Raw genomic sequence first — 23,351 nt, 5'->3', positions numbered from 1 at the left:
CGAAAGCGGTTGGCGTAGCCAACTACGTGCCCACACGGTGGGTCATAGGCCAAGGGTTTGATACTGCGTAGAGTCGAAATTTTTTGACGGGCGCTCGACGTAAGAACACAGCTTCACTTTAAGCCGTCATTCCGACGAATTTGCGATATATTCGGCGGTTTTCTCTATCTCTGGAAACATTGTTTCTTTGCTGATGGTCAAAATGCGAAGCTCGTTTAGTATTCGTTGCTTGTAGACGCCCGAAATATAGACTTCTTGTACCTCAACGTCGTCGACAAAAAAATGTTCTTCAGCGTTAAGACGAAGGCCATGAACTAGAAACTCCCCGTCTTGTGCTGCCATTCTTTCATTTAGCTTCCTAGGTATTACCGCAAAGATGTTCGACACATCTCGCGGATCGATACGAGAAACGAAACCGGGGCGTTCAATAGCTACCAACTGGGCTAAACGCTGAACGTTTTCATTTTGATTAAAGTTGCTAACCCACTTTTTACTGAATTCTTCTTCATCATCTGGTGCCTCTTCGAAAGCCTTCGAGCGGCTCCTCAAAACGTGCTTATGGATATCCTCCCTTTGTTCGTGTGACATTAAACTCAAATTTGATAGACAGCTAATGGTGTCACTGTCGAAATACTTTTGTCTCGCCGGAAGTGGAGAAAAAACAATAACTTCACCTGTCGTTTCCCTCTTAATGGGGTCGGTTTTTGTTTCGCATGCGAAGAACAACGCAACCAGTGGATTCCTAGTTACATCTAGTAACCTCGTTGGCAGTCCATAGTGCTGAGCCCGGACAAGTCTTTCCAATGTTGTGTCGTCTTTATCAAAATCCGCCGGGTGGGACGCGAGTAAGCGTTTCAACATCTCACCTTCACTTTCCGTTCTTTGGGTTGTCCGGAATGCTGACGGTGTCGCGTGATACTTCTTGTCACGATGCCCTCTAAACAAGAGCCGCCGGTCACCGTCGGTGGAGCTTAACGTTGAAACCCACTTAAGATATTCGGCTAAGGATTTAATCAGTGCCATTATGTTTGAAAAGCCAATCTATTGTTCTATTGCGAGTATCTTGTACTCTTTGAGAGTCGCCTTCTAAATTCAAGTCTGAGATGGTATCCGCCCATTAGGATAATGCTCCTTTCGGAAACGAATTGGTTGCGACGTTGTTACCCGCCCGGCGGCACCGCCGGGCCACGTCATGCTGAAAGCATGCCTCCGGCATGACCTGCCCCCGTCAAACCGAAGGTTTGCCTCCGGCAAAACGGGCGGCGCGTTTGCGCCCCGGGGCTCCGCCCGTTCGGCCCTGAAACGGTCCACTGGACCGTTTCCGAGACGGGCCTCACCCCCTCGGGTCGGTCACAACCCTCAGTTCTTCTGATCAACTGACGAAACTCGGCCACGTACCAGAGCCTATCCTGACCCAGATCAAGGACCGATGCCTCCCTAGGCCATAGGATCTGCGGCAAACGAATCCTGAAACGAGGCACCCATGTTTCCCCTGATGCTGATCGTCCATATCTTCCTTGGCTCCACCCTTGCCGGGTCCGCTGTGATCGCGGTTTTGTCGATGGGATACACGTCGGTGACCCCGATCCTGGCCGCAGCGGCCGTTGGCTTTGTGGCGGCTTTCCCGGCCTCTTATCTGGTGGCCCGCAAGATCACGGGATAAGCGCCGGCGCAGTCCATTGTGATCCACCTCACAGCCTTTGCCGCAATGACCTGCTAGGGTGACCTAACGGAACCCTCGGCAGGAGGCCCAGATGTCCATGATCCCCATCATCGCCCTCGGATCGGCCGGTCTCTATTCCGTTGCCATGATCGCGATGAAGTTCTGGTGGAAGGTTCCGGGCGTCGGGCTGGGGTTTTTGATCGTCGCAACCCTGCTGGCCGGGGCGACGCTTGAGCTTGCCGCGCTGCGCGAGGAGCGATTGGGGATCATCTACACCGGTATTCTGGGGGCCGAGGTCATCCTGATCGCCGTCGCCTCGTTCTTTCTGTTCGGCGAGAACTTCTCGCACCGTGAAGCGTTTGGCATCGGTCTGGTCCTGATCGGCACCGCGCTGGCCTGGGCCTGAACGGGCGCTGCGTAACGTCCTTCTAAAGCAATCATGAAGTTTCCCTTAGGTAAGTTGCAACCGGCTCTCCGCCTTCCAATCTGTTCAGCAGGCCAGCAACGGCCCGAAATTTTGGAGGAGAGAGCCAATGACCAGATACATGACTGCCGGAGCAGCCGCTCTGGCCACGACCCTCACCCTTGGGACGGCCGCGCTGGCCGACACCACGCCAGACCTGCGCGGCACCTGGCTGGGAACCTACACAACAGTGTCGCCCAGCCATTTTCACCGCGGCGGGGATCCCCGGTTCAATCAGGCCGAATGGATGCTGGATGTCCAGATTCAGGAAGACAACGTCTTTTGGGGGCCCAGCAAGTGGCGCCGGGACGGTGATACCGAGTGGAACGAATACGAAGCCACAGGAACCATCAGCCTGGATGGGTCAGGCGTGATCGGCATCGTGGAAACCGCCCCTCTGGTGATCGGTGCCAATGCGCTGATCGACGCCCGGTACGAAGACGGCAAGATCTATGCGGATTTCCGTAGCCTGCGGAATGGAACGACCTACAGCACCGTTCTGGAACGGCAGGTGAACTGAAGCGTCCCCGGCCCGGTCGGTCGGTAGGGGGTACTGGCTGCGCTATGATGCAGCGCGTAATTGGTACCGATCGGGTCGGGGCGCTTCGCAAAAACGGAACCAACGTCTCCGCAGGGAGGAGACGGGTCGGGCGGCACCCTAACCGCCTGCGACAGGGTCCGGACAAGCCCGTGCCGGATTGCGGCGTTCCCCCGGCACGGGTCATCCGAACCTCGCGATCCTTCAGCGCGGTGTCCCGTGCGGTGTCGCGGATGCCGCCCGGCCCTGGTTCCATTGTGCCGTTCGTCGGTACTTTGATCACGTCCCACTTGTCCCGCGATCGGGAAAACAAGGAGCCCGGTCGGGCGGGGCATTGGCGAATCTGTGGGTGCTCGATCCGAGAGATTCGTCGGTCTGCCGCTGAACCAGACTGGTAATTTACACTTTCCGACGCACGCGCTGGCCTTTGCACACGCAGAAAAAGCCAGGAATCCGGCCCTGTGCAACGGGCAGGAGTTTTCCATCCTCAACCCTGTGCCGTTGCGGCGATTCTGGAGTTATCCACATTCCTTTCCCAGCGGATATCAACACTTTATCCCCGTCTAATTTTCATGCTGCAGTGCTATTTTCTTGTCGGATTATGACGCGGGTGTAACAGTCACGTTACCGCTTCGGTTCTTAGGAGCCAGGGTGGGACGCAAAGACCTAGGGGGTCAGAGCGGTGAGGGCAGATCTTAGGATTTATGTTGAACCGCAAAGACTTACCGGTGGATGGTTAGCTGATTTGGGTGTCAGACCCGGTTCAGATGACCAGACTCTCAGAAGGTCAATGTGTGCTGCGGAGCGTCTTCGGGTGTTGTGCGGCGGCTGTGACCCTTTCGGGGGCCAGAGCAACTGGACCGGGACGTCCCCTCGGACGTGTCGGCCCGGCAAGGCGTCAGGGGTATCCGCAAGGGTACGTGCAAAGACCGCGTCTGCGCACCTGACGCCTTTTCCTTTTGTCTGACGCGACGAACAAACAAGCTGCCACTTTTCTCAATATTACAATGAGAACGGGGTTCCTGCGGAAACACAGGAACCCCGAAGTTGTGTCAGAATTGCAATGCCGCGTCTATGCACCTGTGCCTGCACTCTATAGTGGATGGCTGCGCACATCAACTACATGTTGCGAGTGCTTGCCCAATATTCGCTACATTCTGATCCGGTTTACAGATTTTGCTGAACGTCGGTCGCCGCGCTCTGAATTGCGTCGCCGGCTTTTTCGATGTCTTTTCCGGCGCCTTTTGCGGTTTCGCAGGCGGTCAGGGTGAACAGGGCCAATCCCATCAGAATTGTGCGGATCATCGGTGTCTCCTTTTGTGCGGGTTTTCAGTTGCGTAGCAGTTTTTCCAAAAGGGAACCAGAGCTTTGCACCGGTGTTAATCGCGGCGGATCAGCGGCCCGAACAAAGCGGTTACAACGAAGGCCAGAGCCGCTGCGCAGACAATGCTGGGGCCGGCCGGTGTGTCCGCGAGATACGCGCCACCCAGCCCTGCCAATGCCGCCAGAGATCCGATCGCGGCTGCAAAAAACGCCATGCTTTCCGGGGTCCTGACCAGGGATCGCGCCGCAGCTGCCGGAATAACCAGCAATGCCGCAATAAGCAGAACGCCAACGACTTTGATTGCAACGGCAACTGCCAGCGCCATGGCCAGCGTCAGCCACATCTCTTCGCGTTTTGGATCAATGCCCGAGGCATAGGCCATATCCGGATTCAGGGTGGCGACCAACAGCGCGGACCATCGCCAGATCATCACTGTCAGGATCAGCAGGCCACCGCCCCAGATCGTGACCAGATCGCTTTTTGAAACTGCGAGAATGTCGCCGAACAGAAACGCGTTCAGGTCCAGCCGGACGTCCGACAACAGAGCAACCGTAACCAGACCGGCAGCCAGCGCCGTGTGGGCAATGACACCCAGCAACGTGTCCATTGCAAACCCCTTGCCGCGCAAAAGGGTTACAGTGATCCCCATCGCCAGCGCCGAGGCGATGATGGCCGGTAAAAGCGGCAGTGAGAACGCCAACGCAAAGGCAACGCCCAGCACCGAAGCGTGCGCTGTTGCTTCGCCCAGATAAGCCATCCGGCGCCAAACCACGAAACAGCCCAATGGGGCTGCCGCAACCGCGACGCCAACCCCGGCAAGGGCGGCGCGAACCATGAAATCGTCCAGCATCAGTGCGTCTTGTCCTGTGCGTGGTGGTGATCGTGATCGTGTGAATGGCTGTGCTGGTGCTGGTACAGAGCCATGGTTCCCTTGGTGCCGCTGCCGAACAGGGCGCGATATTCGGGCGCGTCGGCCACCGTGCGGGGGGATCCTTCACAGCAGATATGGCCGTTCAGGCACAGAACGCGATCCGAAGCCGCCATGACGACATGCAAGTCATGGCTGACCATGACAACCGCGCATCCCATGTCCCGGCGAACCTGTTCAATGCGTTGATAGAAGGCTGCTGCACCAGGTTGGTCGAGGCCCTGAGTCGCCTCGTCCAAAAGCAGAAGTCGAGGGTTTTCCAGCAGGGCACGCGCCAGCAGAACGCGTTGAAACTGACCCCCGGACAGCTTTGTCATCTGCCGGTTGCGCAAATCGGGAACGCCGGCAAGCTCCAGCGCGTTGATTGCATCGCGGGCGGATATACGCCGGGGCAGCCCCAGAAAACGCTGCACGGTCAAAGGAAGGGCCGCGTCCAGCGCCAGCTTTTGAGGCACATAGCCGATGCGCAGGCCCGCAGCGCGCTGGACGTCGCCCGCGGCCGGGGACACCGCTCCAATCATGGCGCGCAGCAGGGTCGATTTACCCGATCCGTTCGGGCCGACAATCGTGACGATCTCGCCTTCGCAAACCGAGGCGTTCACCCGTTCCAGAATGGTTCTGCCGTCCACACGAATGGACATGTCGTTCAGGGATATGAGCGTTTTCTTCACGGTTGTGATCCGACGCATTCGGGGCACAGACCTTCGGCCTCGACAACAACCCGTTCGATCCGAAACCCCGAGGTATTCGCCGCGGCGCCCAGACGGCCCTGAGTCAGCTCGGTCTCGGTTTCCGCGACCGCCTTGCAGGAGCGGCAGATCAGAAAGGCCGGAACGTGGTCGTGGGTTGGGTGCGCGCAGGCGGCGTAGGCGTTGAGCTGTTCGATGCGGTGCACGAATCCATTCTGCACCAGAAAATCCAGGGCGCGGTATGCGACGGGCGGCTGTGAGCCCATGCCTTCGGCGGACAAAACGCTCAGGATGTCATACGCACCCATGGCCCGGTGTTTTTCCAGCAGAATCTCAAGAACGCGCCGCCTGACGGGCGTGAACTGCAACCGCTGCGCTTTGCACTTCGCCTCGGCCTGAGCCAGCGCCGTGTGAACGCAATGCGTGTGGTCGTGTTGTCTGAATCCAACTGTGCTCATAGAGGGCTCCGCGTATTTTGCGCTTGATATGTTATAACGTGGGGCTTATCAAGCGGGCGCATAATGTAATAACATATCATCCCGGAGCGCATATGATACGATCTGCCCTTTGTGTGATTGGCGTCGGTGTCGCCAGCCATGCCGCCGCTGAAACCCCGAACGTCGCCGCCGATATTGCCCCCGTTCATTCGCTGGTCGCCCGGGTCATGTCGGGTGTGGGTGAGCCTGATCTGATCATTCCGCCCGGCGCGTCGCCGCACGATCATGCAATGCGCCCATCCGAGGCGCGCGCGTTGCAATCGGCGGATGTTGTATTCTGGGTTGGCGAGGAACTGACCCCCTGGATGACCAAACCCCTTGGCGCCTTGTCAGCGGATGCTCAGCACGTCGCGTTGCTGGATGCGGATGGAACGGCGCTCTATGAGTTTCGGGACGTGGCCGCGGACGACCATCACGACGAACATGATGAACATGACGACCATGAGGATCATGCCGACCACGAAGATCACGCGGACCACGAGGACCATGCGGATCATGACGGCGACCACAAAGACCACGCCGGTCATGACGACCACGACGATCACGCCGAGGCCGAACACGACGATTCCCATGCGCATGACGATCACGGACATGATCACGAAGGCGTAGACCCTCATGCCTGGCTGGACCCGGAAAACGCGCGCGTTTGGGTTCATGTGATTGCAGATACTCTGGCCAAGGCAGATCCTGAGAACGCTCAGCAATACCGCGACAATGCTCAGGCTGCGGATGCGGAACTGGTTGAACTGCGGGACGAGATTGCCGAAGGCATGAATGGCATGCAGGCGCGCCGCTTTATTACCTTCCACGACGCTTACCAGTATTTCGAAAAGCGGTTCGGGCTGGAAACGTCAGGCTCGGTCAGCCTGGGCGATGCTGCGGCCCCCGGTCCGGCCCGTTTGGCGGCGTTGCAGGAAAAAGTGGCCGAGGACAATATCACCTGCGCATTTGCCGAACCGCAATATGACATGCGGCTTGTGGAAACGGCGATCGAGGGATCCGGCGCGACGATCTTTGAACTGGACCCGATCGGTGTGGACCTTGATCCGGGCGTAGGCCAATACGCGGATTTGTTGCGTGGATTGGCCAACAGTTATCAAAGCTGCGCAAGCGGTTCGTGATTTGGGGACGGGCGGTCAGGCCTCGTCATCGTTGCAGAACAGCTCGTAAACCACTTCGAGCATGCGGCGCGGGCGATCATCGGCCAAACGGTAAAAGATCGCCTTGCCCTCGCGGCGGGGCGTCACCAGACCTTCAAGGCGCAGGCGGGACAGTTGCTGGGAAACGGCCGCCTGCCGGGCGGACAACAGTTCTTCGAGTTCGGTAACGGATTTTTCGCCGGAAACGAGATGACACAGGATCATCAGCCGGCCTTCATGGCTGATGGCCTTTAGAAAATTCGAGGCACGGGTCGCGTTTCCAACCATTTTGTCGAATTGCTCGGGGGACATGTCTTGCGAAAGCTGGGGAAGGGCCATCGTTCTTTCCTTATCAGCCCGGAACCGGGCGCGTGTTTCCGTTGTCGGGTCCGCAATAGCAGTCTTGGCGGTTTCATATTTTGACCATGTATCTCTATATGCATGAATCAAAATGCCGTGATGGGAAAAGGGGAACTTACCATAATTAGTGCCCATAGCGCCATTCTGCCAGTGCAAGGCCAGGATCGCAGACCCGTGATCACGGATGGTCACGTGTTAATGCGCACCGGCAGTGCAGGAAGTAATCGGCCCCCCTTGCAGCCCCCCGGTGGCGACACTAAGACTCGGGTAACGTTTCTTCGGGTAATGTCCCGACCCATCGCAAAACAGGCAGGTTTCTCATGTTCGATCCCGTTGATACATATATGAATACACTTGTTCCCATGGTCGTCGAACAGACCAGCCGGGGCGAACGCGCATATGATATTTTCTCGCGCCTTCTGAAAGAACGGATCATTTTCATCAACGGCCCGATCCATGACGGCATGAGCCATCTGGTCGTCGCCCAGTTGCTGCACCTTGAGGCGGAAAACCCGAACAAGGAAATCTCGATCTATATCAATTCGCCCGGTGGCGTCGTGACCAGCGGCCTGTCGATCTACGACACAATGCAGTACATCAAGCCAAAATGTTCCACATTGGTCATCGGTCAGGCGGCCTCGATGGGGTCTGTCCTGTTGGCCGGCGGTGAAACGGGGATGCGATTCTCGCTGCCCAACAGCCGCATCATGGTTCACCAGCCCAGCGGCGGGTATCAGGGTCAGGCCAGTGACATCATGATTCATGCGGCCGAGACGCAGAAGCTCAAGGATCGTCTGTACGATATTTATGTCCGTCATACCGGCCAGACCAAAAAGGCGGTTGAAAAGGCGCTGGATCGTGACAATTTCATGAGCCCGGAAGAAGCGAAGGAATGGGGTCACATCGACGAAATCGTCGAAAATCGTGCCAAAATGGACGGCGACGACGCCTGAGTTTTAGCCCCCGCGTCAACGGCGCGGGGCGCATTTTGAGATTGTAGCCGTCCCGGTGCTGGCCTAAGCTGCACCAACATGCGGCAAGCGCGGCCCGACCGGGCCGCAGGGAAGAAGCCCGAAAGGTAGAACATGGCGACGAATTCAGGCGGTGACGGCAAGAACACGCTCTACTGTAGCTTCTGCGGCAAGAGCCAGCATGAGGTGCGCAAGCTGATTGCTGGCCCGACCGTGTTCATCTGTGATGAGTGCGTCGAACTGTGTATGGACATCATCCGCGAAGAGACCAAGGCCAGCGGGCTGAAGTCCAGCGACGGGGTGCCGACGCCCAAGGATATCTGCGAAGTTCTGGACGATTATGTGATCGGTCAGGCCACCGCCAAGCGGGTGCTGTCGGTTGCGGTACACAACCACTATAAGCGCCTGAACCACGCCCAAAAGGCGGGCAGCGATATTGAGCTGGCGAAATCGAATATCCTGCTGATCGGCCCGACCGGCTGCGGCAAGACCTTGCTGGCGCAGACGCTGGCGCGGATTCTGGACGTGCCATTCACCATGGCCGACGCAACCACCCTGACCGAAGCCGGTTATGTGGGTGAGGACGTCGAAAACATCATTCTCAAGCTGCTGCAGGCCAGCGAATACAACGTCGAACGCGCGCAGCGCGGCATCGTCTATATCGACGAGGTCGACAAGATCACACGCAAGTCCGAAAACCCCTCGATCACCCGCGACGTATCGGGCGAGGGTGTGCAGCAGGCGCTTCTGAAGCTGATGGAAGGCACCGTGGCCAGCGTTCCGCCGCAGGGCGGGCGCAAGCATCCGCAGCAGGAGTTCCTGCAAGTGGACACGACAAACATCCTGTTCATCTGCGGTGGTGCGTTTGCCGGCCTGGACAAGATCATCGCGCAGCGCGGCAAAGGTTCTGCCATGGGCTTTGGCGCGGACGTGCGGGACAATGATGAACGGGGTGTGGGCGAAATCTTCAAGGACCTGGAGCCCGAAGACCTGCTGAAATTCGGCCTGATCCCGGAATTCGTCGGCCGTCTGCCGGTTCTGGCGACGCTGGAAGATCTGGACGAAGACGCGCTGGTCACCATCCTGACCAAGCCCAAGAACGCTCTGGTCAAGCAGTATCAGCGCTTGTTCGAGCTGGAAGATGCCGAACTGGCCTTTACCGACGATGCGTTGAAGGCGATTGCCAAGAAGGCCATCGAACGGAAGACCGGTGCGCGCGGGCTGCGTTCGATCCTCGAAGACATCCTGTTGGATACCATGTTCGAACTGCCCGGCATGAAGAACGTGACTGAGGTCGTGGTAAACGAAGAGGCAGTGTCCTCTGACAAACAGCCTTTGATCATCTATGCGGATGCAGCGGAATCCGCTTCAGCCGGATAAGATCGGAAAATCTGGAAACATGCGGCGCGGTATCAACCGCGCCGTTTTCTTATGAGGGATGTGATGGCAATCAAACGCATTTCATCGGGCGGCGAATATGAGGCCAAGGTCGGTTATTGCCGAGCTGTGGTTGCAAACGGTTTCGTCTTTGTTGCCGGAACCTGTGCTCAGGGTGATGACATCCCAGACGATATCGTCGGTCAGTGCCAATCGGCGCTTGAGGCAATTGGGAAAGCGTTGGCGGAAGCTGGTGCAAGCTTTGCCGATGTTGTCAGGGTGAACTACTACCTTCCCGATATGAGCGAGTTTGAGGCGTGCTGGCCTTTGCTGGTTGAAGCGTTTGGTGCCAACCCGCCCGCTGCCACGGTGACAGAATGCAATCTTATTACCCCAAAGGATCGCATCGAGATCGAAGTTACCGCAGCTTTGCCCAAATAGTGACTGCGGTCCTTGTGACACTGGACCTTGGCGTGCCTTTGGTCCATATCTGCGGGAACAGAAATGCCGGAGGCAGCCGATGGGTATCCTGAACAGTCTTTTGCGGGCGGTAACCTGGTGGAACGGGGCCACTCTGAACACGCAGTTCTACACCGCGCGCAAGGGCGTCAAGGTCGGTGAGGATGATGAGGGCAATGTGTTCTACCGCACTGCCGATGACAGCAAACGCTGGGTGATTTTCAACGGCGAGGCCGAGGCCAGCCGGATCGACCCGGACTGGCACGGCTGGCTGCACCGCACCTGGGACGAGCCGCCGACAGACAAGCCACTGCCGCATAAATCCTGGGAAAAACCACATCAGGAAAATCTGACGGGCACAGCGCTGGCTTATACGCCCGCGGGGTCCCTGCGTCGTCCCGACCCGGTCGATCGCAAGGATTACGAAGCCTGGAGCCCGGAATAAACGAGGCGAGCAATGTCGACCTATAATGTAACCGAAGTTCTTGTCGGCGGGGCCGTCTTGGCCTGCGCGCTAGCGTTTGGTGTCTATGCAAGCCAGTCCACCGGTTTGTCGCAGAATGGCACGGGGTATGAACTCGGGGCGTCGTTCCGGTCGCTGGAAGGCGTCGGTGTCGGCACGGATGTGCGGCTAGCGGGTGTCAAGATCGGAACCGTCACCGGCGTTACCCTGAACCCTGATACCTATCGCGCGGACACAACGTTTTCGATTTCAGAGGGCATTCTGGTGCCTGATGACAGCGCCATCGTGATCTCTTCCGAAGGTCTGCTGGGCGGTAACTTTGTCGAAGTGATGCCCGGCGGGTCACCATTCTATTTCGAGGCCGGAGATCAGGTCGAAGACACGCAGGGCGCGGTCAGTCTGATTTCGCTGTTGGTCAAATTTGTAGCCGGGGACGGAAGCGAATGAAGCGGCTGGTCCTGATGGCGGCGATTCTGGCCGCGACAGGTGCATCGGCGCAGCAAAAGGTGCAATCCGGTCCCGGCGCGATGCTGCGGGGGCTGGACAAGGTCAATGGTCAGACCGTCGATGTCGAAATGCAGAACGGCGAAACCGGAGAGATTTTCGGCCTGGACGTGGCGCTGGGCGATTGCCGCTATCCGGCAGACAACCCGACGGGAGATGCCTTTGCATATCTGACGATCTGGGAGAAAGGTAAATCAGATCAACTATTTGACGGTTGGATGATCGCCACGTCCCCGGCGTTGAATGCGTTGGACCATGCCCGCTATGACGTCTGGGTGATCCGCTGTATCACGCCCTCGGGCGACTGATCCAGCGGGGCTGCGAAATCCGCGCTGGCGTTGATCGCCTCTTCAAGCTCAATCCGATACTGCGTGCGCGGAATTTCTATCGCGCCCAGCGAAGCCAGATGGGCGGTCAGAAACTGCGTATCAAACAGTTGAAATCCGGTTTCCCGCAGGCGGTCCACAAGGTAGGCCAGAGCAATTTTTGATGCATCCGTCCGGCGCGAGAACATGCTTTCGCCAAAGAACGCAGCGCCAAGCGTCACCCCGTAAACGCCCCCGACCAGGACATCCTGTTCACGCACCTCCAACGAGTGGGCATGACCGGTCTGATGGAGTTGCTGATACAAGTCCCGCAATTCGGAATTGATCCATGTATCCGCGCGATCCGCACAGCCGTCGACCACACCGGAAAAGTCCTGATTGATGGTGACGGAGAACCCGCAATTGCGAATGCGACGTGCCAGACTGCGAGAGACGTGGAAGCCGTCCAGTGGGAATACGCCGCGAAATTTGGGATCGACCCAGAACAGTTCCGGATCGTCGCGATGTTCAGCCATCGGAAAAATTCCGATGGAGTAGCCATGAAGCAAAAGTTCCGGTGAAAGGCTCATCTGGAATGCCCGGGGGTCGAAGAGCGTTTGCCCTTCGACCGTTCCGTATTAATCGGCCATATTCTCCGCAAGCCAGTGCTCCAGCCAGTGGATGTTGTAGTCACCGCTGTGAAGATCGGGTTCTTGCAAAAGGGCATGGAACAGGGGAACCGTGGTGTCGATTCCGTCCACGATCAACTCACCCAAAGCCCGTTCCAGACGCGCCAGCGCCTCGTCCCGGTCGCGGCCCTGCACGATCAGCTTGGCGATCAGTGAGTCGTAATAGGGCGGGATCGAATACCCGTCATAGAGCGCGGAATCCATCCGCACACCCAGACCGCCCGGCGCGTGATAGGCTGAAATCTTACCCGGGCACGGTGAGAAGTTGGGCAGCTTTTCCGCGTTGATCCGCACCTCGATGGCGTGGCCGTTGATCACCAGATCGTCCTGACCGAACGACATGTCCTCGCCCGCGGCCACTAGAATCTGTTCGCGCACAAGGTCGACGCCAAAGATACCTTCGGTCACCGGATGTTCCACTTGCAGGCGTGTATTCATTTCGATGAAATAGAACTCGCCGTTTTCGTACAGGAACTCGATGGTGCCCGCGCCGATATAGTTGATCTTGGCCACAGCGTCGGCGCAGACCTTGCCGATCTTGGCGCGTTCTTCCGGGGTGATGCAGGGACCGGGAGCCTCTTCAAAGACTTTCTGGTGGCGACGTTGCAGCGAACAGTCGCGTTCGCCCAGATGGACCGCCTTGCCTTTGCCGTCGCCAAAGACCTGAATTTCGATGTGGCGCGGCGTGGTCAGGTATTTCTCGATATAGACCTCGTCATTGCCGAAGGCGGCTTTGCCTTCGGCCCGCGCGGTCATGAAGGCGCTTTCCATCTCATCGGCGCTCATCGCGACTTTCATGCCGCGCCCGCCGCCGCCGGCGGTGGCCTTGATGATGACGGGATAGCCGAATTCCTCACCGATGCGCTTGGCCTCGGCCAGCGTGGGAACACCACCGTCCGAGCCCGGAACGCAAGGCACGCCCAGTTCCTTCATCGTGTCCTTGGCGGTGATCTTGTCGCCCATGATGCGGATATGTTCCGCGGTGGGGCCGATAAAGGTGATGCCGTGGTCTTCGACGATCTGCACGAACTCGGCATTTTCGGACAGGAAGCCGTAGCCCGGATGGATCGCCTGCGCACCGGTGATTTCACAGGCTGAAATGATCGCAGGCACAGACAGATAGCTTTGCGGGCTGGGCGGGGGGCCGATGCAGACCGATTCATCCGCCATGCGCACATGCATCGCGTCGCTGTCGGCGGTGGAGTGGACGGCAACCGTCTTAATCCCCATCTCGCGCGCGGCGCGGATCACGCGCAGGGCGATCTCGCCTCGGTTGGCAATCAGGATCTTGTCGAACATGGGCGCGCCTTACTCAACAATGACCAGAGGGGTGCCGAATTCAACCGCGTCGCCGTCACCCACAAGGATACGCTTGATGGTACCCGATTTCGGCGCGTGGATGTGGTTCATGGTTTTCATCGCCTCGACGATCAGCAGCGTGTCGCCTTCGGACACCGACGCCCCGACCGAGATGAACGCGGGCGCGCCCGGTTCGGGCTGCATATAAACCGTGCCGACCATGGGCGAGGTTACGGCACCGGGGTGGCTGGCCGGATCTTCGACGGCGGTAGGCGCTTCGGCCGGAGCGGGGGCAGCAGCAGGTGCCGCCGGCGCGGCAGCAGGTGCCGCCGCAGGAACGGCCACCTGAACCGGAGCAGGCGCGACCTGCGTCATACGGCTGACGCGCACGTTCAGGCTGTCTTCTTCGCCATATTCGCGTTTGACCTGCAACTCTGTCAGGTCGTTTTCGCGCAGCAATTCGGCCAGTGCCTTGATGAATGCCACATCCGCTTCGTGTTTGGTGTCTGTCATGAGTGTCCTCGACGGTTCCCCTTTGGCCCGTCTGTGTCATGCGGGCTTTGGTTTAATTACGCAGCGTTATAAGCCATGCGTCCGGCCATGAAAAGCGCAGTCTCGGGCTGTCAGATGGGGGTTTCACCCAATATTCCTAGGGGCAAATGGCGTTACAGCGGCATTCCGGAAAGTTTCGCCACCAGTTCAGGAAGTTTTCGCGCGCCGAATTTTTCCAGCAGCCGCGCCCGGTAGGCTTCGATCGTGCGATAGCTAAGCCCAAGTTCGGCCCCGATTTCCTTGGCCGACAAGCCCCGGCAGGACAGGATGGCGACCTCGCGCTCGCGCGTTGTGAGTTCGACAAGCGGCCGTTCTTCGGAGATGTCGGAAAAGCTCCAAATCCCATGACGGAACGGGTCATCAGGGGTCAGGGAGCGTCCCCGTGCCCGGCACCAGAAAAGATCGCTGTTTCTGCGCCGCATGACGCGTTCGTCCGTGTAATATCCGGTGTCCCGCATCACCTGCAGGCTGCGCGCGCCGATCCGCTCCCAGTCGGCAACCGACGGGTAAAGATGCAGAAGGGGCATGTTGCGGTAATCCCCGGCCTCGCCGCCAAAAGTGCGCGCAAATTGCAGATTGCAGCGCCGGATGATCCGGTTTTCCAACTCAACAAGTCCGATAGGCGCATATTCAAACGCGGGGTCGCTCATCCGGCCATCGTGCAGGGAATTCGGTGAAAATAGAAGGGGTGGTGCGTAAAATCTGAGCGGCGGGCAGGGACATGGTTCGCGTCGAAGAGGTCTGGGGGCAGTTAAGCTTGTAAAGCGACTATGAAAATCACGGCTTAACCACTAGAAATACAACAGGAGTTCTGAAAACTCGTGGTGATACTCTTAAAGGGTCGCTGCGACAGGAAAGAGGCAAGCAAATGCGCGATACGCTGACAGGCAGCCGAATTCGGGAAAGACGCCAGATCGCCGGCATGCGGCAGGCCGAACTTGCGCGCCGGGTGGAAATATCTGCGTCCTACCTGAACCTGATCGAACATAACCGCCGCAGGATCGGGGGGAAACTGCTGGTCAATATCGCTGCTGCGCTTGAGGTTGAGCCATCCGTTCTGACGCAGGGCATCGAGGCCACGCTGATCTCGGCGCTGCGTGAAGCTGCCGTTGACGCGGTGGGCCAGCAGGCCGAGGTGGACGCGCTTGAGGAATTCGCCGGCCGTTTTCCCGGCTGGGCGGGCGTGCTTGTCCAGATGCACCGACGGGTGGTGTCCCTGGAACGCACGGTCGAGACATTGTCCGACCGGCTGACCCATGACCCCCATCTTGCGGCCTCGATGCACGAAGTTCTGTCAACCGCCGCTGCGATTCGTTCCACCGCGGCGATCCTTGCGGAAACGCAGGAGATTGAGCCCGAATGGCAGGACCGGTTCCATCGCAACCTGCATCAGGATGCCGAACGTCTGGCCGACAGTTCCAAATCTCTGGTCACCTATCTGGATGACAGCGATTCCGCCGACGATCGCCGTGGGGTCCCGCTGGAGGATGTCGAAGCCTTCTTTGACGCGAACGGGCACCATTTTCCCGGAATTGAAGAGGGCGGGCGCGTCGAGGATATCGACCTGACCGAACTTGAATCGCCAACGGCCAGATCCCTGGCCCGCGATTTTCTGGACATCTATGCCGCGGACGCCAGCGCCATGCCTCTGGAAGAGATGAAAGCGACGCTGAACGGGGGTGAGATTGACCCGTTGAAACTGGCCGCAACATTTTCGGTAGATGTCGCGTCGGTCCTGCGCCGGCTTGCCGCGCTGCCCGAGGGCTATTTGTCCCGCCCCACAGGTTTGGTGGTATGCGATGCATCCGGCAGCATCCTGTTCACCAAATCGGCGCCGGGATTTGCAATGCCCCGATTTGGCGAAGCCTGCCCGTTGTGGCCGTTGTTTCAGGCCCTGAACAGGCCGCTGGTCCCGATCCGAAAGCGCATCATACAGCTTGGGCGAACAGCGGCTGTCTTTGATTGTTATGCCTATGCGTGGCCTCAGACCGTCTCGGGCTATGATGACGGGCCAGTGTACCGGTCGGTCATGCTGGTGCGTTCGGTCGAAGACGTCGCGCAGAACGGTCAGGCTCTGGCCAGGGTTGGCCCCAGCTGTCGGGTTTGTCCCAACAGCGATTGCGAAGCCCGTCGCGAGCCTTCGATTCTGAGTGAAGGTTTTTGACAGTTTCCTGACACTGCGCGTAAGCTGGCGGCGACAGGTTGACGGATGGGTGACCCGTCAGGGGAGGAATGCAAATTATGAGCCGCAGGGTTCTGTTGATTGAGGATGAGCCGAACATTGCTGAGGCCATTCGGTTCCTGCTGACGCGTGAGGGTTGGCAGGTCGAGACGCATGCCGAGGGTTCGGATGCGCTGCGGGTCATTCAGGGGGCCAACCCCGATCTTGTTATTCTGGATGTGATGCTGCCGGGGAAAAGCGGGATGGAAATTTTGCGCGACCTGCGCGAATTGGATGACATGCAGGGTCTGCCCGTGTTGATGCTGACTGCCCGGGGCCAGTCGCGAGACCGGGAGATGGCTGAAAACGCCGGTGTCAGCCGCTTTATGACCAAACCGTTTTCCAACGCCGAGATGCTGACAGCGGTGCGCGATCTGCACGCTCAGGCGACGCGGTCATGACGTCGGGCGAGGACCGCAAGCCGCCAGGCATCCGGCCTTCGCTTTTTCTGGAGCGCCAAAGTTACCGCCGCCGCAGGCTGACCGATGCCGCGCGCCTGTTGCCGATACTGGGGGCCGCGCTGATCGCAATTCCGTTGCTGTGGCCGGATGGTCGGAGCAGTCCGGATGGCGTTCCGTTGTCATCGGCGATTTTCTACATCTTTGCCTGTTGGGCGGCCCTGATCGTGGCCAGCCTTATATTCGGATTTGCCGCCAGACGTCTGGCGGCGGGTGACGACTCCGAGCCGGATGCGGAACGATGGCCACGCTGAACGTCCTGATCCTGGTCTGCCTTGGCTATGTGGTGTTGCTGTTCGGCGTCGCCTTTGCCGCAGACAGGATGGCGGCGGCGGGCAGGGGGGCCTGGCTGCGCTCACCACTGATCTACACCCTGTCCCTGTCGATCTATTGCACGGCCTGGACGTTTTACGGCGCCGTGGGAAATGCCGCGCGGTCGGGGCTGGAGTTCGTGACGATCTATCTTGGCCCCACGCTGGTGATGCTCAGCTGGTGGTGGGGTCTGCGTAAGCTGGTGCGCGTCGGGCGCAGTCAGCGCGTGACCTCGATCGCTGACCTGATCTCATCACGCTACGGCAAGTCCAACACGCTGGCGATCTGCGTGACCATTCTGGCGGTGCTTGGGGGAACGCCCTATATCGCGTTGCAGCTGCAATCCATCACCCTTTCCTTTTCGATCTTTGCCGAGGCTGACCCGTCCGGTCTCTACCGCGAAGGCTCCAGCGTGTTCTGGGTGGCGGCCGGGTTGGCGGTTTTTGCGATCCTGTTCGGAACGCGAAACCTGGATGCAAATGAACGCCACCATGGGGTAGTTACCGCCATTGCGGTGGAATCCGTGGTGAAGCTGTTTGCCTTGCTGGCCGTCGGCATTTTCGTCGTCTGGGGGATCGCCGGCGGAATTGGTCCGATGATGGACCGCATTGACGCTTCGGAAATTGGGCAATGGAACGTGGACGCGGGGCGGTGGACGACATTCATCTTTCTGTCCGCGGCGGCCTTCATCTGCCTTCCGCGTATGTTTCAGGTCATGGTCGTGGAAAACGCCGATGAAGCGCATCTGAGAACCGCGGCCTGGGCTTTTCCTCTGTACCTGCTGCTGATGAGCTTGTTCGTCGTTCCGATTGCGGTTGTCGGGCTGGACCTGCTGCCCGAGGGATCAAACCCCGACCTGTTCGTACTGACAGTGCCTTTGTCACAAGGTAACGACTGGCTGGCGATGCTGTCGTTCATTGGCGGCTTCTCCTCGGCCACATCCATGGTCATCGTAACAGCAATGGCGCTGTCGACCATGGTGTCGAACCATTTGGTCATGCCGATCTGGCTGAGCACACAGGAAGGTTCCGGGTCGGTTTCGGGTGACGTGCGTAACGTTGTGCTCGTCGCGCGCAGGGTTTCCATTGCCGTCATCATGGCGCTGGGCTTTTTCTACTACCGCCTGTCCGGGGGCGGTGCCGCGCTGGCATCAATCGGGCTTGTGGCCTTTGCCGGGATTTCCCAGATTCTGCCAGCGCTGGTCGGCGGGCTGTTCTGGCGCGGTGCCACGCGCACCGGCGCGCTGGTTGGCCTGACGGTCGGGTTTCTTCTGTGGATCTACACGTTGCTGCTGCCCGGAATGGGCGGCGTCCTGATGCCCGAAACGGTATTGCAGAACGGCCCCTTCGGCTTGGGTTGGCTGCGCCCGCAGGCTCTGTTCGGGATTGAGGGGATGGACCCCATGGTGCACACGGTGATGTGGTCGCTATCGCTGAACACGGTGGCGTTTTGCGTGGCGTCGCTGCTGAGCTTCCCCAGCCCGCTTGAGCGGTTGCAGGGCGCGCAGTTCGTCAATGTCTTTGATCACTCGATGGCACTGCGTGGCTGGACCGGATCGGTGGCGCAAAGCGAGGATCTGATGATCATGACGCAGCGCATCCTGGGCACGGGCCCGGCGCAGGAGTTCTTTCAGGCCGAGGCGGAACAGCAAGGCGGACGATCCGGCCTGCCCGAGCCTACGCCCGCTTTTCTGGAACGCCTTGAACGTGAGTTGAGCGGCTCGGTCGGGGCGGCGACGGCCCATGCGATGATCGGCCAGATCGTGGGCGGGTCCTCGGTTTCCGTCGAGGACCTGCTGGCCGTTGCCGATGAGTCCGCCCAATTGCTGGAGTATTCCAGCCAGTTGGAAGTCAAATCTGCCGAACTCAGCCGAACCGCCCGCCAATTGCGTGAGGCCAATACCAAGCTGACGCAAATCTCGGAACAGAAAGACAGTTTCCTCAGTCAGGTGAGCCATGAATTGCGCACGCCCATGACCTCAATCCGCGCCTTTTCCGAGATCATGCGCGATTCTGACGGGCTGAGCGACGCAGAGCAAACGCGCTACGCCGCGATTATCCATGACGAGGCCCTGCGCCTGACGCGATTGCTGGACGATCTGCTGGATCTGAGCGTGTTGGAAAGCGGCCGTGTCAGTTTGAATGTCGGGGGCGACACGCTGCGTTCGGTACTGGACCGGGCGGTTTCCAGCGCGTTGGCCGGGTCCAGTCGGGGCCTGACCGTGCGGCGGACAAAGGCGTCGGAACGCATCCCGCTGCACACGGATCTGGACCGGCTTGGTCAGGTCTTTATCAACCTGATCTCGAACGCGCAGAAATATTGCGACGCGGAAGACCCGGTTCTTACAATTTCCGCGCATGATGTCGGCGGGCAGCTTGTCATCGACTTTATCGACAATGGCAGCGGAATACCGCACGAGGCCCGGTCGATGGTGTTCGAAAAATTCGCCCGCGTCGGCGTGGACAAGGCGGGCGGGGCCGGGTTGGGGTTGGCGATCTGCCGCGAGATCATGCAGCGCCTGGGTGGAGAGATCGACTATCTCCCCGGTCAGGGCGGCGCGGCCTTCCGTGTCAGGTTGCCGCTTGCGTATCAGCAGGCGGCACAGTGAGGCGGCTGTAAAGACAATCGTAACCCGAGCCGGGTTAGACCGGATGCCATGTATGGCATTGAATTGTGGTTTCGGGGATGACGCAGACGGGCAGCACAGCTTTGGCGCGTAAGCTTTCCTTCGGGCAGGCTGAGCAGGGCGACAAACCCCGTTCCGCGCTGCGCGCCTTGCGGCTGGCGTTTGCGCGGGCCGCGGGTGATCGGTTGCAGCTTGCCTTGTCGGTCATCGGTGCCAGACAGTCCTGCCGCACTCCTGCGGCCCTGACGGAATCGGTCGGGGAAGACTGGCTGTTCTTGCGGTTCGAAAACGATGATGGTGCCCCGGTCGCCATCTGCATGGATCTTGGCACCGTGTCGGCGATTGTTCAGGTCCAGACAATCGGTGAAATCATGCCGGATACGCCCTTGCCGCGTGGTTTTACCGATACGGATGCCGCCATGGTGGCACCTTTGGCAGAGGATGCTCTGTCGCGGGCAGTTGCGTTGGTTGATGCGCCAGCGGATCGGTCCGGTCTGTCCGGGTGCGAATACGCAGCACGCTTTCCTGACCTGCGGTCCGTGTCACTGGCAATGGTCGAAGACAGCTACCGGGTGTTTGATCTGACCGTGGAACTGGGCGGCGGTCTGCGTCAGGGGCAGATTTCGGTGTTTCTGCCCGAAAGCGCAGCAGAGGTTGAAGAGGCCGACACCGCGCAGGATGCAACCGGTCCGAACCTCGAACACGCATCCGGTGTTTTGCGGGCTGAACTGGATACGGTGATTTGCCGGATGACCCTACCGCTGGCATCGCTGTCGGGCCTTGGGGCAGGGGACGTATTGCCCTTGACCGGGGCCAGGCTGGACCATGCTGAGATCCTGACAATCGACCGCTCCCGAACCGCAGTTGGCCGTTTGGGTCAATGCGGTGGGATGCGCGCCGTTCGGCTGAACGAGTATGCGCCTTTGCCTGCCTTGTCCCAGGACGAGGCGCAGGATTTTCTGGAGGCTCGCTCCGCTTCCTCACCATTCGAAACACCGGACCTGCCCGAACCGGAAGAGCCGATACCGGAGGTGGCAAACTTGGTCCCGACTGATCAGGTCGAATTGGACGGCGGTCTCAACTTCGATGATTCAGAACAGATGGTCGCCGAAATTTCACAGCTTGCAGGTCTGACGCGGCCGGAAGAAGACCGGGAAAGCCCGGTCTAACAGGTGTTTCAGCGAGTGGAGTTCCGAACCTGTTCAAGGGTCGGGCGCAGTGCGTCCAGTGTGTATCCGGCTTTTGTCGTCGCGCTTAGAATGTCGTCAGTGCTCATCTGATCGCACTGGCCCAACGCCCAAACGACCGAGCAGCGGGTGCCCGAGGCGCAGTAAGCCAGAACAGGCCCGTCACAGCTTTCGGACAGTTCCCGCTGACGTGCAACATTTTCGGGCGTCATGGTCTGATGCGTCAGTTCCAGGATTTCATACTCCATTCCAGCCGCGCGTACGGCCTGACCGATCAGATCCGACTGCATATCTGCCGGAACTTCTGAATTTGGCCGGTTGCAGATGACCTTGACAAAGCCGGCTTCCGCGATGGCTGGGACGTCTTCGACCGAGATTTGCGGTGAGACGGCGTAGCGGGGGGTAATTTGTCGAATCTCCATGTCAATTGCTTAGGCCGCGTTGGCGGCTCTGTCCAGTTGCGCACCCAGTGTCGGCGCTGCATACATTCCGGCCATCATGGCCAACAGAAAAACAAGCCCGCCCAATCCTCCGTATGTCAATGACGCGATTGCCGGCCCGGGGCAGAGACCGGCCAGCCCCCAGCCCATTCCGAACATCACAGAACCCAGAATCAGACGCCGGTCCAACTCGGCGCGTGGCGGCTTTGGAAACTGCCCCCCGATCAGGGGACGGCGATTGGCAGTCAGCCGCCAGGCAGCCAGCATGGGAAGGATCGCACCGCCCATCACAAAGGCCAGGGTCGGGTCCCAATCCCCGAATACGTCCAGCCAGCCCTGCACTTTGGTTGTGTCCGTCATGCCAGAAATCAGCAGACCCGCCCCAAATAATGAGCCGGCAATCAGGGAAATGATCACACGCATCAGATCAGCCCCCACACGTTACGCAACAGGGCGAGGGTGACTGCTCCGGCCAGAATATACACGATGGTGGCGACAGTGCCGCGTAGCGAAAAGCGCGATATGCCACAAACCCCATGGCCTGACGTGCACCCGTTGGCAATGCGCGTCCCGATGCCCACCAGCAATCCCGCAACAACCACTACGGCAATGTTGCTGGTCAGATGGGTCTGCGGGGTCTCGGACAGAAAAAGGCTGATGACTAACGGTGCTCCGACCACGCCAGCCAGAAAGCTCAGCCGTTCGACCGAACGATCACTGTTGTCGATCAAACCGCCCAGTATACCGCTGGCCCCCATGATGCGCCCGTTTCCCAAAAGGTAGATCGCGGCGCCCAGCCCGATCATCAGGCCGCCAGCCAGCCCCCACAGCCATTCTGTTTGCATCGTCTCTTCTCCGATTACCCGGTTGTGACGTGTCAGAGTTTGTTGATGGGTAGTTTTAGAAACACGTCGCCCTGCTCGTCAGCGGGCGGCATCTGGCCCGCGCGCATATTGACCTGCAAAGACGGCAGGATCAGCCGCGGCATGGCCAGCGTCGCATCCCGCGCGTCGCGCATTTCGACGAACTCTTCGATTGAGCGGCCCTGTCCGATATGGACGTTCAGCGCCTTCTGCTCTCCCACCGTCGTTTCCCAGGCGAACTCGTCGCGCCCCGGTGCCTTATAGTCATGCCCCACAAAGATGCGCGTTTCATCGGGCAGCGACAGAATCTTCTGGATGGATGCGTACAGCATCTCTGACGATCCGCCCGGGAAATCACAGCGCGCGGTGCCGAAATCCGGCATGAAGAGGGTGTCGCCGACAAAAGCCGCATCCCCGATCACATAGGTCAGACAGGCCGGCGTGTGGCCCGGCGTGTGCAGGACATCGCCGCGCATCTGGCCAACGTGGAAACTGTCGCCTTCACGAAACAGCGCATCGAACTGGCTGCCGTCGCGCTGGAACTCGGTCCCTTCGTTGAAAATTTTGCCAAAGGTTTCCTGGATGGTGACGATCTGATCGCCGATCCCGATCTTGCCGCCCAGTTCCTGTTGCAGGTACGGGGCCGCGGAAAGATGATCGGCGTGAACATGGCTTTCCAGTATCCATTCGACCCTGAGCCCGTTTGACCGAACATAATCAATGATCTGATCAGCCGACCCTGTATTGGTCCGCCCCGAAGCATGGTCGAAATCCAGAACGCTGTCGATGATGGCGCAGGCGACGCCTTCGGGCTCTTGCGCGATATAGGAAACCGTAAAGGTCTCCGGATCAAAAAACGCTTTCACTTTTGGTGTCATCTGGCTCTCCGTCGATGCGCTGCCGAACATATATTATTTACGGAATGTGATCTAATCAACACTGTGTTATTTGATGCCGGTCAAGGCAGGTTAATTCTAAACAGAGTAAAATTTAACCAATCTGCGCGGTACAGCCAAAACCGCAG

At 59.1% G+C, this 23,351-nt stretch carries 29 protein-coding genes; 15 read left to right on the top strand and 14 right to left on the bottom strand.

Features of this window, described 5'->3' with window-relative positions; all coding sequences use genetic code 11:
• Nucleotides 1–126 precede the first annotated feature (126 nt).
• A complete protein-coding gene (locus tag ACR0D8_RS09925; protein ID WP_480645967.1) occupies nucleotides 127–1,023 on the bottom strand; it encodes an FRG domain-containing protein in 897 nt (298 codons plus the stop codon).
• 460 nt (nucleotides 1,024–1,483) lie between these two features.
• Here ACR0D8_RS09925 and ACR0D8_RS09920 point away from each other — a divergent pair, with 460 nt between their 5' ends.
• From ACR0D8_RS09920 to ACR0D8_RS09910, 3 genes are all read left to right on the top strand, one after another.
• Nucleotides 1,484–1,663 carry a CTP synthetase gene (locus ACR0D8_RS09920; protein WP_480645965.1) on the top strand — a complete coding sequence of 60 codons (180 nt, stop codon included), beginning with the start codon at nucleotides 1,484–1,486 and terminating at the stop codon, nucleotides 1,661–1,663.
• Nucleotides 1,664–1,754: 91 nt separating this feature from the next.
• On the top strand, nucleotides 1,755–2,069 hold the full coding sequence (locus tag ACR0D8_RS09915) for a hypothetical protein (RefSeq protein WP_475162344.1): 315 nt from the start codon (nucleotides 1,755–1,757) through the stop codon (nucleotides 2,067–2,069).
• A gap of 127 nt (nucleotides 2,070–2,196) precedes the next feature.
• Entirely contained in the window at nucleotides 2,197–2,646 is a 450-nt protein-coding gene (locus ACR0D8_RS09910) for a hypothetical protein (RefSeq protein ID WP_475162340.1), read from the top strand.
• A gap of 1,185 nt (nucleotides 2,647–3,831) precedes the next feature.
• Here ACR0D8_RS09910 and ACR0D8_RS09905 read toward each other — a convergent pair.
• The 4 genes from ACR0D8_RS09905 to ACR0D8_RS09890 form a co-directional block, all read right to left on the bottom strand.
• Nucleotides 3,832–3,969 (bottom strand): entericidin A/B family lipoprotein, encoded by a 138-nt coding sequence (locus ACR0D8_RS09905; RefSeq protein WP_475162337.1) that lies wholly within the window; start codon nucleotides 3,967–3,969, stop codon nucleotides 3,832–3,834.
• A 74-nt stretch (nucleotides 3,970–4,043) separates the two neighbouring features.
• Nucleotides 4,044–4,838 (bottom strand): iron chelate uptake ABC transporter family permease subunit, encoded by a 795-nt coding sequence (locus tag ACR0D8_RS09900; RefSeq protein WP_475162335.1) that lies wholly within the window; start codon nucleotides 4,836–4,838, stop codon nucleotides 4,044–4,046.
• Nucleotides 4,838–5,557, bottom strand: a complete 720-nt coding sequence (locus tag ACR0D8_RS09895; RefSeq protein WP_480646406.1) for an ATP-binding cassette domain-containing protein — start codon at nucleotides 5,555–5,557, stop codon at nucleotides 4,838–4,840. Before ACR0D8_RS09895 ends, ACR0D8_RS09900 begins: the two co-directional genes overlap by 1 nt.
• Before the next feature lie 26 nt (nucleotides 5,558–5,583).
• A complete protein-coding gene (locus ACR0D8_RS09890; protein WP_475162332.1) occupies nucleotides 5,584–6,063 on the bottom strand; it encodes a Fur family transcriptional regulator in 480 nt (159 codons plus the stop codon).
• A gap of 92 nt (nucleotides 6,064–6,155) precedes the next feature.
• Between ACR0D8_RS09890 and ACR0D8_RS09885 the strand changes: the two genes are divergently transcribed.
• Nucleotides 6,156–7,223, top strand: a complete 1,068-nt coding sequence (locus ACR0D8_RS09885) for a zinc ABC transporter substrate-binding protein (protein ID WP_480645961.1) — start codon at nucleotides 6,156–6,158, stop codon at nucleotides 7,221–7,223.
• A 15-nt stretch (nucleotides 7,224–7,238) separates the two neighbouring features.
• Here ACR0D8_RS09885 and ACR0D8_RS09880 read toward each other — a convergent pair whose 3' ends face one another.
• The gene (locus ACR0D8_RS09880; protein WP_475162329.1) at nucleotides 7,239–7,580 is read right to left on the bottom strand and encodes an ArsR/SmtB family transcription factor; all 342 of its coding nucleotides are present in this window, start codon (nucleotides 7,578–7,580) and stop codon (nucleotides 7,239–7,241) included.
• Nucleotides 7,581–7,921: 341 nt separating this feature from the next.
• On the opposite strand from ACR0D8_RS09880, the gene ACR0D8_RS09875 reads away from it, so the two are divergent.
• The 6 genes from ACR0D8_RS09875 to ACR0D8_RS09850 all read left to right on the top strand — a co-directional run bounded on the left by ACR0D8_RS09875 (nucleotide 7,922) and on the right by ACR0D8_RS09850 (nucleotide 11,683).
• The gene (locus ACR0D8_RS09875; protein ID WP_480645959.1) at nucleotides 7,922–8,554 is read left to right on the top strand and encodes an ATP-dependent Clp protease proteolytic subunit; all 633 of its coding nucleotides are present in this window, start codon (nucleotides 7,922–7,924) and stop codon (nucleotides 8,552–8,554) included.
• A 132-nt stretch (nucleotides 8,555–8,686) separates the two neighbouring features.
• Nucleotides 8,687–9,952, top strand: coding sequence for an ATP-dependent Clp protease ATP-binding subunit ClpX (gene clpX / locus ACR0D8_RS09870; RefSeq protein ID WP_170332602.1), 1,266 nt, complete (start codon nucleotides 8,687–8,689; stop codon nucleotides 9,950–9,952).
• A gap of 63 nt (nucleotides 9,953–10,015) precedes the next feature.
• Nucleotides 10,016–10,390 carry a RidA family protein gene (locus ACR0D8_RS09865; protein WP_475162322.1) on the top strand — a complete coding sequence of 125 codons (375 nt, stop codon included), beginning with the start codon at nucleotides 10,016–10,018 and terminating at the stop codon, nucleotides 10,388–10,390.
• A 79-nt stretch (nucleotides 10,391–10,469) separates the two neighbouring features.
• A complete protein-coding gene (locus ACR0D8_RS09860; protein WP_475162320.1) occupies nucleotides 10,470–10,853 on the top strand; it encodes an NADH:ubiquinone oxidoreductase subunit NDUFA12 in 384 nt (127 codons plus the stop codon).
• A 12-nt stretch (nucleotides 10,854–10,865) separates the two neighbouring features.
• On the top strand, nucleotides 10,866–11,318 hold the full coding sequence (gene mlaD / locus ACR0D8_RS09855) for an outer membrane lipid asymmetry maintenance protein MlaD (RefSeq protein ID WP_475162316.1): 453 nt from the start codon (nucleotides 10,866–10,868) through the stop codon (nucleotides 11,316–11,318).
• Nucleotides 11,315–11,683, top strand: coding sequence for a DUF2155 domain-containing protein (locus tag ACR0D8_RS09850; protein ID WP_475162312.1), 369 nt, complete (start codon nucleotides 11,315–11,317; stop codon nucleotides 11,681–11,683). The genes mlaD and ACR0D8_RS09850 overlap by 4 nt, the downstream gene beginning before the upstream one ends.
• Here ACR0D8_RS09850 and aat read toward each other — a convergent pair.
• The 4 genes from aat to ACR0D8_RS09830 all read right to left on the bottom strand — a co-directional run bounded on the left by aat (nucleotide 11,638) and on the right by ACR0D8_RS09830 (nucleotide 14,870).
• The gene (gene aat, locus ACR0D8_RS09845) at nucleotides 11,638–12,270 is read right to left on the bottom strand and encodes a leucyl/phenylalanyl-tRNA--protein transferase (RefSeq protein WP_480645955.1); all 633 of its coding nucleotides are present in this window, start codon (nucleotides 12,268–12,270) and stop codon (nucleotides 11,638–11,640) included. The two genes, ACR0D8_RS09850 and aat, sit on opposite strands and share 46 nt — an antisense overlap.
• A gap of 48 nt (nucleotides 12,271–12,318) precedes the next feature.
• Nucleotides 12,319–13,668: an acetyl-CoA carboxylase biotin carboxylase subunit gene (accC, locus tag ACR0D8_RS09840; RefSeq protein WP_480645954.1), complete on the bottom strand. Its 1,350-nt coding sequence runs from the start codon at nucleotides 13,666–13,668 to the stop codon at nucleotides 12,319–12,321.
• A gap of 9 nt (nucleotides 13,669–13,677) precedes the next feature.
• A complete protein-coding gene (gene accB, locus ACR0D8_RS09835; RefSeq protein ID WP_480645952.1) occupies nucleotides 13,678–14,181 on the bottom strand; it encodes an acetyl-CoA carboxylase biotin carboxyl carrier protein in 504 nt (167 codons plus the stop codon).
• A gap of 152 nt (nucleotides 14,182–14,333) precedes the next feature.
• Nucleotides 14,334–14,870, bottom strand: a complete 537-nt coding sequence (locus ACR0D8_RS09830; RefSeq protein WP_475162297.1) for a LuxR C-terminal-related transcriptional regulator — start codon at nucleotides 14,868–14,870, stop codon at nucleotides 14,334–14,336.
• Nucleotides 14,871–15,088: 218 nt separating this feature from the next.
• On the opposite strand from ACR0D8_RS09830, the gene ACR0D8_RS09825 reads away from it, so the two are divergent.
• The 5 genes from ACR0D8_RS09825 to ACR0D8_RS09805 all read left to right on the top strand — a co-directional run bounded on the left by ACR0D8_RS09825 (nucleotide 15,089) and on the right by ACR0D8_RS09805 (nucleotide 21,006).
• Complete coding sequence (locus ACR0D8_RS09825) at nucleotides 15,089–16,384, top strand: short-chain fatty acyl-CoA regulator family protein (protein ID WP_480645949.1); 1,296 nt, start codon at nucleotides 15,089–15,091, stop codon at nucleotides 16,382–16,384.
• Nucleotides 16,385–16,461: 77 nt separating this feature from the next.
• Nucleotides 16,462–16,842 (top strand): response regulator transcription factor, encoded by a 381-nt coding sequence (locus ACR0D8_RS09820; protein ID WP_480645947.1) that lies wholly within the window; start codon nucleotides 16,462–16,464, stop codon nucleotides 16,840–16,842.
• Complete coding sequence (locus ACR0D8_RS09815; protein ID WP_480645945.1) at nucleotides 16,839–17,153, top strand: hypothetical protein; 315 nt, start codon at nucleotides 16,839–16,841, stop codon at nucleotides 17,151–17,153. Before ACR0D8_RS09820 ends, ACR0D8_RS09815 begins: the two co-directional genes overlap by 4 nt.
• Nucleotides 17,141–19,819 (top strand): ATP-binding protein, encoded by a 2,679-nt coding sequence (locus tag ACR0D8_RS09810; protein ID WP_480645943.1) that lies wholly within the window; start codon nucleotides 17,141–17,143, stop codon nucleotides 19,817–19,819. The genes ACR0D8_RS09815 and ACR0D8_RS09810 overlap by 13 nt, the downstream gene beginning before the upstream one ends.
• Before the next feature lie 77 nt (nucleotides 19,820–19,896).
• The gene (locus ACR0D8_RS09805) at nucleotides 19,897–21,006 is read left to right on the top strand and encodes a FliM/FliN family flagellar motor C-terminal domain-containing protein (RefSeq protein WP_480645942.1); all 1,110 of its coding nucleotides are present in this window, start codon (nucleotides 19,897–19,899) and stop codon (nucleotides 21,004–21,006) included.
• An 8-nt stretch (nucleotides 21,007–21,014) separates the two neighbouring features.
• Here ACR0D8_RS09805 and ACR0D8_RS09800 read toward each other — a convergent pair whose 3' ends face one another.
• Genes ACR0D8_RS09800 through ACR0D8_RS09785 form a run of 4 tightly spaced genes read right to left on the bottom strand, consistent with a single transcriptional unit; the run spans nucleotide 21,015 to nucleotide 23,205 of the window.
• Nucleotides 21,015–21,446: a protein tyrosine phosphatase family protein gene (locus tag ACR0D8_RS09800; RefSeq protein ID WP_480645941.1), complete on the bottom strand. Its 432-nt coding sequence runs from the start codon at nucleotides 21,444–21,446 to the stop codon at nucleotides 21,015–21,017.
• 9 nt (nucleotides 21,447–21,455) lie between these two features.
• The gene (locus ACR0D8_RS09795) at nucleotides 21,456–21,887 is read right to left on the bottom strand and encodes a DUF6691 family protein (RefSeq protein ID WP_480645940.1); all 432 of its coding nucleotides are present in this window, start codon (nucleotides 21,885–21,887) and stop codon (nucleotides 21,456–21,458) included.
• Nucleotides 21,887–22,309: a YeeE/YedE family protein gene (locus ACR0D8_RS09790; protein ID WP_480645939.1), complete on the bottom strand. Its 423-nt coding sequence runs from the start codon at nucleotides 22,307–22,309 to the stop codon at nucleotides 21,887–21,889. Before ACR0D8_RS09790 ends, ACR0D8_RS09795 begins: the two co-directional genes overlap by 1 nt.
• 32 nt (nucleotides 22,310–22,341) lie before the next feature.
• Nucleotides 22,342–23,205, bottom strand: coding sequence for an MBL fold metallo-hydrolase (locus ACR0D8_RS09785; protein ID WP_480645938.1), 864 nt, complete (start codon nucleotides 23,203–23,205; stop codon nucleotides 22,342–22,344).
• Nucleotides 23,206–23,351 lie beyond the last annotated feature (146 nt).

The organism is Ruegeria sp. BG10 (genome assembly GCF_056538575.1).
The sequence above is the reverse complement of the archived record's forward strand: the minus strand, read 5'-3'. Positions and strand labels throughout refer to the sequence as shown.

What these genes read in the sequence shown, in the direction of transcription:
- ACR0D8_RS09920 (WP_480645965.1), top strand. Translation starts at nt 1,484, where the DNA reads ATGTTTCCCCTGATGCTGATCGTCCATATCTTCCTTGGCTCCACCCTT.
- ACR0D8_RS09905 (WP_475162337.1), bottom strand. Translation starts at nt 3,969, where the DNA reads ATGATCCGCACAATTCTGATGGGATTGGCCCTGTTCACCCTGACCGCC.
- clpX (WP_170332602.1), top strand. Translation starts at nt 8,687, where the DNA reads ATGGCGACGAATTCAGGCGGTGACGGCAAGAACACGCTCTACTGTAGC.
- ACR0D8_RS09925 (WP_480645967.1), bottom strand. Translation starts at nt 1,023, where the DNA reads ATGGCACTGATTAAATCCTTAGCCGAATATCTTAAGTGGGTTTCAACG.
- ACR0D8_RS09790 (WP_480645939.1), bottom strand. Translation starts at nt 22,309, where the DNA reads ATGCAAACAGAATGGCTGTGGGGGCTGGCTGGCGGCCTGATGATCGGG.
- ACR0D8_RS09830 (WP_475162297.1), bottom strand. Translation starts at nt 14,870, where the DNA reads ATGAGCGACCCCGCGTTTGAATATGCGCCTATCGGACTTGTTGAGTTG.
- ACR0D8_RS09915 (WP_475162344.1), top strand. Translation starts at nt 1,755, where the DNA reads ATGTCCATGATCCCCATCATCGCCCTCGGATCGGCCGGTCTCTATTCC.
- ACR0D8_RS09885 (WP_480645961.1), top strand. Translation starts at nt 6,156, where the DNA reads ATGATACGATCTGCCCTTTGTGTGATTGGCGTCGGTGTCGCCAGCCAT.
- ACR0D8_RS09880 (WP_475162329.1), bottom strand. Translation starts at nt 7,580, where the DNA reads ATGGCCCTTCCCCAGCTTTCGCAAGACATGTCCCCCGAGCAATTCGAC.
- ACR0D8_RS09875 (WP_480645959.1), top strand. Translation starts at nt 7,922, where the DNA reads ATGTTCGATCCCGTTGATACATATATGAATACACTTGTTCCCATGGTC.
- ACR0D8_RS09895 (WP_480646406.1), bottom strand. Translation starts at nt 5,557, where the DNA reads ATGTCCATTCGTGTGGACGGCAGAACCATTCTGGAACGGGTGAACGCC.
- ACR0D8_RS09785 (WP_480645938.1), bottom strand. Translation starts at nt 23,205, where the DNA reads ATGACACCAAAAGTGAAAGCGTTTTTTGATCCGGAGACCTTTACGGTT.
- accC (WP_480645954.1), bottom strand. Translation starts at nt 13,668, where the DNA reads ATGTTCGACAAGATCCTGATTGCCAACCGAGGCGAGATCGCCCTGCGC.
- ACR0D8_RS09820 (WP_480645947.1), top strand. Translation starts at nt 16,462, where the DNA reads ATGAGCCGCAGGGTTCTGTTGATTGAGGATGAGCCGAACATTGCTGAG.
- ACR0D8_RS09805 (WP_480645942.1), top strand. Translation starts at nt 19,897, where the DNA reads ATGACGCAGACGGGCAGCACAGCTTTGGCGCGTAAGCTTTCCTTCGGG.
- ACR0D8_RS09815 (WP_480645945.1), top strand. Translation starts at nt 16,839, where the DNA reads ATGACGTCGGGCGAGGACCGCAAGCCGCCAGGCATCCGGCCTTCGCTT.
- accB (WP_480645952.1), bottom strand. Translation starts at nt 14,181, where the DNA reads ATGACAGACACCAAACACGAAGCGGATGTGGCATTCATCAAGGCACTG.
- ACR0D8_RS09850 (WP_475162312.1), top strand. Translation starts at nt 11,315, where the DNA reads ATGAAGCGGCTGGTCCTGATGGCGGCGATTCTGGCCGCGACAGGTGCA.
- ACR0D8_RS09825 (WP_480645949.1), top strand. Translation starts at nt 15,089, where the DNA reads ATGCGCGATACGCTGACAGGCAGCCGAATTCGGGAAAGACGCCAGATC.
- mlaD (WP_475162316.1), top strand. Translation starts at nt 10,866, where the DNA reads ATGTCGACCTATAATGTAACCGAAGTTCTTGTCGGCGGGGCCGTCTTG.
- ACR0D8_RS09800 (WP_480645941.1), bottom strand. Translation starts at nt 21,446, where the DNA reads ATGGAGATTCGACAAATTACCCCCCGCTACGCCGTCTCACCGCAAATC.
- ACR0D8_RS09890 (WP_475162332.1), bottom strand. Translation starts at nt 6,063, where the DNA reads ATGAGCACAGTTGGATTCAGACAACACGACCACACGCATTGCGTTCAC.
- ACR0D8_RS09900 (WP_475162335.1), bottom strand. Translation starts at nt 4,838, where the DNA reads ATGCTGGACGATTTCATGGTTCGCGCCGCCCTTGCCGGGGTTGGCGTC.
- ACR0D8_RS09810 (WP_480645943.1), top strand. Translation starts at nt 17,141, where the DNA reads ATGGCCACGCTGAACGTCCTGATCCTGGTCTGCCTTGGCTATGTGGTG.
- ACR0D8_RS09795 (WP_480645940.1), bottom strand. Translation starts at nt 21,887, where the DNA reads ATGCGTGTGATCATTTCCCTGATTGCCGGCTCATTATTTGGGGCGGGT.
- ACR0D8_RS09910 (WP_475162340.1), top strand. Translation starts at nt 2,197, where the DNA reads ATGACCAGATACATGACTGCCGGAGCAGCCGCTCTGGCCACGACCCTC.
- ACR0D8_RS09860 (WP_475162320.1), top strand. Translation starts at nt 10,470, where the DNA reads ATGGGTATCCTGAACAGTCTTTTGCGGGCGGTAACCTGGTGGAACGGG.
- aat (WP_480645955.1), bottom strand. Translation starts at nt 12,270, where the DNA reads ATGAGCCTTTCACCGGAACTTTTGCTTCATGGCTACTCCATCGGAATT.
- ACR0D8_RS09865 (WP_475162322.1), top strand. Translation starts at nt 10,016, where the DNA reads ATGGCAATCAAACGCATTTCATCGGGCGGCGAATATGAGGCCAAGGTC.